This window comes from Bacillus sp. MMSF_3353 (assembly GCF_030733445.1).
GTDB lineage: Bacteria > Bacillota > Bacilli > Bacillales > Bacillaceae_G > Bacillus_A > Bacillus_A wiedmannii.
The window spans coordinates 35,734-44,422 of record NZ_JASHJA010000030.1 but is presented as its reverse complement, the minus strand read 5'-3'; the positions used below and the strand labels follow the sequence as shown (position 1 = coordinate 44,422).

The following is an 8,689-nucleotide window of genomic DNA, read 5'->3' as shown; positions in this document are numbered from 1 at the left end:
AAGGCTTCTAACCGCAAGGACTGCGGGGTTAGCCTAATCAATTAGAGTTCGATAGAACTCTTTACTTAGGAATCCCCCACTTCTAAACGAAGTGAAAGTGGGGGTAGTTCAATCTACAGACAAATAACTTTTAGAATCATCTTTTTAGAACGTTTAAAGGAAATTTTCCCTTTTATGCGCCTTTTCCACTACCTTTCTTTAATTTGTCTTAATCACAGCGAGAACAAATCCTTAAAATAGTACATCTTCAGCATAAATTCACATAATTTTCAAACACAAAAATTCTAAATGCTAAAACTCGTTATATAATGAAAGCAAGCCATAAGTAAGATAGTTTCCCTGTTACGAGTAATGAGATAGTCTGTTTCACATTTTTACATTATCTAAAAAAACTTGTAGGAATTCCTACAAGTTTTTTCTTTCTTTATTCTCTTCTTATTTACATACGCAAAGTTTATACATTTGTGTTAAATTCTAAGTACATTCGACATAAATTGATTGTTTTTTATGAATTTTATTGAAAAACATTGTAAAATACCTCCATTTTTTCTTTTATTTTGCTATGATAGTTACAATTATATAGGATTAAGATATTTCTATAGGATGGGGGAGTATATAGTGAGTGTTTCAGTAAAGGGAAATGAGCAATTAACCTCTCTATTGAACGACTGGTATCGATCTATGCTATCTCAACAAGTGATAAAAGCTACTAATCTAAAAAAGAAAATTGATGAAAAAATTAATAAGTTAAGCATTGAGCCAAATCAAGAACGTCAGGATCAAAATTTGTTGCTTTATTACTCACTACTTGAATTTCGTTACACGGTCTTAACAGATAGCCTCGGTATTCAACAAAATAGTTTTGATGCTATTAGTGATTATGATATGCCTACAGACCATTTTCTACGCTTCTATTATCACTTTTTTAAATCCATTCATTCCACTTTTATATCAAGTTTTACTGAGGCAGAGGAACATTATAAACTGGCAGAAAAGATATTAGTAAACATTCCAGATGAAATTGAACACGCTGAATTCTACTATAGAATTGCTACTTTTTATCACCATACCTATAACATGCTCGCTTCTATCGAATACGCAAATAAATCAAGGGCAATCTTTTCGAAGTATGAAGGTTATGAAGTAAAAACAGCCTTTTGTAATAGTTTGCTAGGTGGTTGCTGTATCTATTTAAAGCAGTACGAACAAGCAGAAGAATATCTACATTGTGCAATTGAATTACTACAGAATAATAAGGAAGAAGATTCCTTGTTATACGTAAAAAGTACTATGGGGTGGCTGTATTCTGATCAAAGTATGTCTACGTTAGCTATTCGTCATCTTTCAGAAGTAACAGAAAAAATCCCTACACACTTCAAGGCTATCTTCCTACAAGCTAAGGAACATTATAAATTAGGAGAACAATCAGCATCTAGCAAACTCATTGATAAGGGATTACAGATTTGCAGAGGAATTCATAACGAAGAATACACACACCACTTCTCTATTTTAAAAAGATTAAATGAAAATATTCCACTGGAAGAATTAGAAAAAATCATTCAAGAAGGAATCTTATACTTTGAGGAAGAAGAATTATGGGAATATGTTGTCGAATACGCCGAATTATTTGCCACAAAATGTAGACAATTAGAGAACCACCAAAAGGTAAGTGACTATTTCCATATTTGTTACCAAGCAAGACGAAAATCAATCGAAAAAGGAGTGTTGAAATAATGAAAAAAATCAGCCTATTATTATCGGGTATTGCTTTTATTGGGGTTCTAACGGTGGGAATTTCTCAATTTTCTAAAGCGGATCAGTTTGCTACTCATGGACATTACCCCGCTCCCACATATAGTGTTGGCGATCATGGTGGTGCACCACAACAAACTTAATGTAAGTGTATGTAAAGCCCCTCCATTCGGAGGGGCTTTACATATCAAAATTTATCTCTCACGTATCACCCTGTACAAGCTTAAGGAAGGCGAATCTTTTAGGAAAATCTGTTAAATAATAATGGAAACACTCTAGCTATTATAACTACCGACTCTACATATGCAATATTACATGTGAATAGCCTTAAATATTTTGTTATACTATTCATGTGGATTTTTCATCCAAAAATCCTTTTAAACGCATATTTATGTATATGCCACCCTAATTGATGAAAGTGAGAAGAATGTTTATCATTTTTCTCACTTTTTTATATTTAAATCTTAATAATTCACACATGTGAATAATACTATAAAAATAAACTTAAAAAGAGAATCTAACTTCCAAATTTAATCTTTGGAATCATTTATTTTCTAAAAAAATTCCCACATCTTTATCAACTCATTTTAGAATATTTAAACAATAATTTTATATACATTACTTGCATAAATTATTCATTTTCTTTTATATAAGACCTACTTTTTTACTTCTGATAAATTATTAAACATTGGATTATTATACACAATCCCCAAAAAGATGAGGTATTTTGTAGAATTTTGTCTATCAATATGTATGTACACCCTTTTGTAGTGGATATAGACTGTGAGGTGTAAGGAGATACCTTACAAAATAATGAAAAGGAGATTGTAAAATGAGTAGATTAACAAAATTCTCAAAGTTAGCATTTGCAACATTAATTGTGGGAAGTGGTTTAAGCGTCTTTGTGTCGTCACACAGTGTACAGGCTGACACCTTAGAACATAATTACCAAGACACTGTAAGATTCATACCACCTTCTAGTGCTAGTCAAACATTGGAACAAAAAAACACTATTGTTCCAGAATCAAAAGTTATTAAAAACCATTATGTAAAGTACTCTAAAGCACATTTCCAAACTAAAGAAAGTATACCAAAAGAGATTTATTATTCTTCAGAAGGCTTTAAGGGCTATATACAAGCAAGTACCGTTTGGGATATTGGAGATCATTTCGCAACACTATATTCCGGAACCGTTATTCGATGTTAGACTTTTAATCCCTTCTCTCCCAATGCTTATAATAATCAATAGCTCACTGCCAATACTGTAATATCTATTGTTCAAAAAATAAACCACAAAATCTTTCGATTTCATGGTTTATCAAATATAAAGATAATGCTAAACGAATACTCTAACATTACCTTCCCCAAAGTTAATTATAGAGTATCTCCCCAAAAAAGACACTCTTGTAGTGTCTTTTTTATAATATTTTAGTTTACTCTCATCTTACTTTTGTTAAACTCGGATATGTAATAATGCATATTATTTTGATTACATATTATGATATACTCTCATTGTGAGCTGATACATAATTTCTTTAGATTGGAAAACTAAAACCTCATTTACCCAATTTTGGGGCGCCTTATGGCGTCTTTTTTTATGTTCTTGAAGTAAAAAACAGGATCGTAATATCATTGGTCAAAAAAATTGTATACTTTAATAAGAATTACGCCTACTAATCCTTATTTTTGCGGCTAATTATTTGTTTCAACATAATAATTTTCCATCTCGTATATGCAATAGATAATGATAGCTAAACTCCAACTGACACCATAGTAATCATGTGTGTAGAAGTCATAACCTGCCTTAATACCTTTTTCTATTACAACCAACGTAAATCCTAATGCCATCCATTTGTTAATTTTCATTTTAATAAACGTTTTAGCTATACGTATTAAAAATAAAATATTTATAAGGCAGTTTATCATTAGCTCATACTTTTGAATGTATAATGGTATTATACAAGCAGTGATATTAGTCGCAATACCAAAGGCAACCACGGCTCCCAAAATCCTGTCCGAAATTCCCATTCCTGATTCAGTCCCTTCTCTAATAACATTACATTCTTTTCCTTAATTCGTTCCTACACCCTATTCAAGGTATGCTGTATTATCCTTGCCTGATGAATATCTATTTATCTTTTCATATAGAGCAAACAAAATTTCTACTCATAATTTTTCCTTTATTAGGCATACTAGGTTTAAGCCGTTTGAACTAGCGGCTTCACTCTTCTGGTAATGGGGTAGCAATATATAGTAATTGACTAACTCATTCAGTCCATTGGCACTGGCAGACGACAAAATTGTTGTCTGCCATTTTCATGTATACTTTTTCTAATTTCATTCCAAATCATATGTTTACCGTACTTATTTTGAAAAGAATGAAATTTAATTTTTAAATAAGTAAAAAAGATACGGCTCAGTCCACTTTTGGTATAGGACTTTTTCTTTTTACATATACTATTTTTGAGCCTTTTTACCAATACGTGTTCTATCGGTGTCTTGAATTCCTCCTAAAAGGGGCGGCAGATACGACTGCATGCCCTTTTTATTTATACTGCTTTTCTATACCAATAAATAAATAAATCGAAAACTAAAAATGCAATATTACATATTCTTTTCAGTCCATATTATGTTAAAATTTCTTAAGTTGTTTATTTCATAGTCGAATTATGATTTCGTATCTAATTCAGCAATATGTAAGCTGTATACCAAAAGAAAAGACACCCGAAAGGTGTCTTTTCTACTTTTAATTTAAAAACATTTTTCTTTTTCAGGAAGATCCAATTACCTCAATAACCTAAACCCCTTATTTAAAGAAAGTTTGATCACGATGCTCCAAAGTTTTCATCTATATCAACAGGTAAACAGTTCACTTCCAAACCATATCTCCACCAATATAATTTCTTAAAGATTTTCTGTCTTGTTCTTAATTTTGTCAAAATCCTCATATAGCTACACAAAATATATATGCTATTATGTTTTTAAGAAACTATGCGTTCCCTTAACCCTGTATCCGACCCTGTATTTTTTTACAGGGTCTTTGTTTATTTTATTTACTTTCATTAGCTTATAAGAGTTAATACACACCCCATTTCAATTAAAATCGTTTAAATGTTAGTTAGAATTTGAAATGATAAATCTATTAGCTTTTTTGACAATTATAATCTAATACTAGATTTCTAAATGTATACTACACTAAACATCAGTTAACACTATAAACATAGTGTTAACTATATTAATTGAATATTAGTAATAGTAAGTTTAAATATTATCAATTTACTATATCTTACATTTATGTAAAAATAGATGTATGTTAAGCTTTTTCAAAATCTTTCCCCTAATAAAGATTTGAAGTAGCATTTCATGATTCTCCTTACTGTTAATATGCCTTGAAAAAGAACCCAATAGGGTTCTTTTTCTTCTCATTATATCCTCCGTAATTACTTATTTAACATACAAAAAGGACTGACAATTACTTGCAGTCAGTCCTTTTTACACCTTAATATACACTTGTATTAAGTACTTAACTCTTTATTTAGCATGCATATGAACTAAACCAGTCATTATTATTTATATATAAAACAATTCAAAATTTAGAAATACACAATAACAAATCTTTCCCAACTTCCAGCTACATAACTATTAGCAGTTAATTTTCTACCACTATTTGCTGATATAAATCTACCATTACTTAACGCTTGTAATACATATATCCTATTGTCTCCACCATTATATAAAATAAATTTTTCCCATGCCCCAATTGATGTACGATCTGCTACTACTCTACCATTTGGCTCAAACGAAACGTACTTGCCATTACTTTTCGCTTTTAAAGCATACGTATATAATTCTCCAGTCGGAATTAATTCGAATTTCTCCCATTCATTAACTGCATTACGATTTGCTACTACATTGCCCGATGGCTCAGCAGAAACATATTGTAAATTTGCAGCTTGTATAGCAACAGTCCAGCTTCCATTAAATAGATTCACACCTTTTAGTGAACTTGCATTTGATTGGTTGGCTGCCAATGCATCATTCGATGGGGTTATCATCATTATCATTAGAACCATTGGTAACACCATTAGAACTAACTTTTTAAAGATATTATTACCATTTGCATGAGCTATGAACCACTTCATTCTCATTCCTCCCTTATTATATAGCACTCATATACATCATACCAAATATGTAAAATATTGTAATACAATAGAGTCTTTATCAACAAATACCTTATTATTCTGTTTCTTTTTTCTCAAATCTATAGCACCTAAACATCACTCAGTCCTCAAACATATTTTTAAAATTAATTTCACTTTATATTAAATAAATGCCAAATAGTCGTTCTTAATGAACGACTATTAAGCATCAAACTAAAAATTTGAATGTTTTTCATGTTAATCTATTTTGTTTAATCCCGTTGAAGTAACTTGATAGATTCTTTTTTTGCCTATATATTCTTGTTTATTATTCTCAAGGTTAGTAAGTTTAGCCCGTGTCTTTTCATTTACTGCTTCCCCTTCTATATGGGTAAACTCGATATAATCTCCCACTTTGACCGGCACAGTTTGGCTTTCAGCAGTTTGCTGTCTATTTCCCACTATTTCCTTATTGTACACAACACTACCGGATGAATTCTGTACTTTGATACTCGCATACGTATTATTAAAATAAGAATGTGGTACGCCTGCTTCTAAATTCACCTGCATTTTCTCTGTTACCCTATTATAATTTACTTTTGCAATTTCTCTATCACTATATCCTTTTAAAGACCAACTAAATTGATTTCCATCTAAAACCGTTGTTTCTGGCATTTTTTCTACTTTCTTCAGACCTTCTTTTGTAACTTCGTACATTGCTTTTTTTCCAAAGCTTTCTTGTTTACTATTATCTACATTTGTTAAAGTAGCTCTATGCACACCTTCTTGATGTGTTAACTCAATATAATCTCCTACTTTAACTGGAACTTTTTGCGATTCAGCATTTTGTTGTTTATTTCCATAAATGTTTTTATTGTATACTACTTTGCCTGATGCATTTTGTACTTTAATACTCGCATATGTTTCATTAAAATAATGATGCGGTATTCCTGCTTTTAAGTCCACTTGCATTTCTTCTGCTGACTTACTGAAATTGATTTTAGCAAACTCGAAATCACTAATCCCTTTCATTGACCATGCAAACTGGCTTCCTTCTAAAATATTATTTGTATTAGGGACATCTGGTTTAATCGGATTAGAATCCGTCCCCTTCCAAATCTCTGCTGTTAAAATCGGATATCCTAATGCAGCCACTTTTTGAATGGTATCATTATTTGGACGTAATCCCCACTTCTCAAAGAAAGGCATCAAATTTTGTTTGGCTACTTTTGATGCTGAGATCATAAATAATTGTTTTTTATTTTCATCAGTTTGTGGAAGTTCATTAGAAGGCATATCTCTATACAATTGATGCAATTTAGGATAGAAGTCTTCTCCATATGCTAACTGTAGTTGCCAGAGCATAACAAGCTTAACAAAAACATCACTAACTTCGTCATAATTTTTATTAGGTTGTTCTAAGTATTGAAATGCCTTAGTATAAGCGCCCTCTTGTTGCAATCTAAAAGGTTGATTAGATGTAAATGCTTTTTCTACAGAAAGGCTGTAAATATTATTTTGTACTTCTGTCATATTATAAAATTTCCATGGTGATTGCTGTCTCAAATGCCCTGCCTCATGCCAAGGACCCCAACCATCTTTTATAAATTTATTAATATCTAACACGTATTGAATTGCATCTCCTACATATGCAGTTCGATAAGAAGTCGCATACATATAATAATCTGGTGAATGATTTTCTTCTACGTAATGAATATAATGCTTGTCTGCTTGTTCTTCGGATAATCCAGCTACTTTGTCTTGAATTCGGGTAGCTTCATCCATCTTTTTTAAGAGTTGTACAGGATCTGTATTAGAACCTAGCAAATATTTCTTAACACGTGCAGGGCTGGCCGTAATTAATACACGTTCTCCTTTTAGCTCCACTGCATGTGCATTTGGGTATTGGTTCAGCATGTCTATTAAATCTTGTTTTGTATGCTTGCCTAGTTCAAAGAGAGGAGTAGTCGTTCCACCAGTTGTGACTGTTGTTCGAATGGTACCACCTTGTTGTTTATTGTAAAAATAAATCATTCCTCCATTTGGAGATTGGATTGTGTTTATACCTGGTTTTAATGTAAATGATTTTATTTTAGAATCTTCTCTCCAAGAAGCATCATACGAATACGTTCCAATGTATGCTTGAATATTTTGATTTCCTTCTACATTAATCGTTATTTGTTCATTTGGCTTTGCATATAAACCAGTCGGTTCATATGGACTAAATGCCATACTTTTTCTTTCCTGTTGTTTCAGTACCTCTACATCCCCTTTTCCTGTGACTGTATATGTCCTGTTTTCTGATTTAACTGAATTTTCCTCTTGAAGTGATGTCGATATTTTATTTTGCTGCTGCGTTTCCTCTGCAATGATATCTGTTGTAGAAATCATTCCAGTTGCAAGCATAGTTACTGTGGCGGTGGCTGCAAGTATTTTTCTAGTTTTATGTTTTGAATTATTCCCCATATTATCTCCCTCATTTTTCCTTAATGCACTTAAGGATTTTTGTTTTTTTATGTTTTTACACCCCAAGCTATTCATGCTATCTATGTTGTATCTTTTAATCTATTTTTTCTCATAATAATCTCCTTTTCTTTATTTATCATTGTATACAAATACTATTTGATTACACATTAAATAACAACTTTACGATAAACTCATCAATAACAAACTATTATGTTTTGATTCAACACCCTTAACTTCCATCTAATTGTATAAATGTATTCATTTGGCGAAATAAGTAAATAAATTTCAACATTTAAAGCTTATAATCTAGCGAAAAATTCATAAAAGTTTTT

Annotated in this window: 6 protein-coding genes; 3 read left to right on the top strand and 3 right to left on the bottom strand. The window is 31.3% G+C overall.

Going from position 1 to position 8,689, the window contains the following annotated elements:
• Positions 1-618: 618 nt before the first annotated feature.
• The 3 genes from RBB48_RS27570 (at position 619) to RBB48_RS27560 (ending at position 2,959) form a co-directional block, all read left to right on the top strand.
• Complete coding sequence (locus RBB48_RS27570; protein WP_306008441.1) at positions 619-1,734, top strand: response regulator aspartate phosphatase; 1,116 nt, start codon at positions 619-621, stop codon at positions 1,732-1,734.
• Entirely contained in the window at positions 1,734-1,895 is a 162-nt protein-coding gene (locus tag RBB48_RS27565; protein WP_088065107.1) for a hypothetical protein, read from the top strand. The genes RBB48_RS27570 and RBB48_RS27565 overlap by 1 nt, the downstream gene beginning before the upstream one ends.
• Positions 1,896-2,584: 689 nt before the next feature.
• Positions 2,585-2,959, top strand: a complete 375-nt coding sequence (locus RBB48_RS27560; protein ID WP_306008440.1) for a hypothetical protein — start codon at positions 2,585-2,587, stop codon at positions 2,957-2,959.
• A 485-nt stretch (positions 2,960-3,444) separates the two neighbouring features.
• Here the strand turns inward: RBB48_RS27560 and RBB48_RS27555 are convergent, their stop codons facing one another.
• The 3 genes from RBB48_RS27555 to RBB48_RS27545 form a co-directional block, all read right to left on the bottom strand.
• A complete protein-coding gene (locus RBB48_RS27555; protein ID WP_098961632.1) occupies positions 3,445-3,780 on the bottom strand; it encodes a hypothetical protein in 336 nt (111 codons plus the stop codon).
• 1,565 nt (positions 3,781-5,345) lie between these two features.
• On the bottom strand, positions 5,346-5,894 hold the full coding sequence (locus RBB48_RS27550) for a fascin domain-containing protein (protein ID WP_306008439.1): 549 nt from the start codon (positions 5,892-5,894) through the stop codon (positions 5,346-5,348).
• 255 nt (positions 5,895-6,149) lie between these two features.
• Positions 6,150-8,357, bottom strand: coding sequence for a M60 family metallopeptidase (locus RBB48_RS27545; RefSeq protein WP_306008438.1), 2,208 nt, complete (start codon positions 8,355-8,357; stop codon positions 6,150-6,152).
• Positions 8,358-8,689 lie beyond the last annotated feature (332 nt).

Coding starts and splice junctions, on each gene's coding strand:
- RBB48_RS27565 (WP_088065107.1), top strand. CDS start 1,734: ATGAAAAAAATCAGCCTATTATTATCGGGTATTGCTTTTATTGGGGTT.
- RBB48_RS27560 (WP_306008440.1), top strand. CDS start 2,585: ATGAGTAGATTAACAAAATTCTCAAAGTTAGCATTTGCAACATTAATT.
- RBB48_RS27555 (WP_098961632.1), bottom strand. CDS start 3,780: ATGGGAATTTCGGACAGGATTTTGGGAGCCGTGGTTGCCTTTGGTATT.
- RBB48_RS27550 (WP_306008439.1), bottom strand. CDS start 5,894: ATGAAGTGGTTCATAGCTCATGCAAATGGTAATAATATCTTTAAAAAG.
- RBB48_RS27545 (WP_306008438.1), bottom strand. CDS start 8,357: ATGGGGAATAATTCAAAACATAAAACTAGAAAAATACTTGCAGCCACC.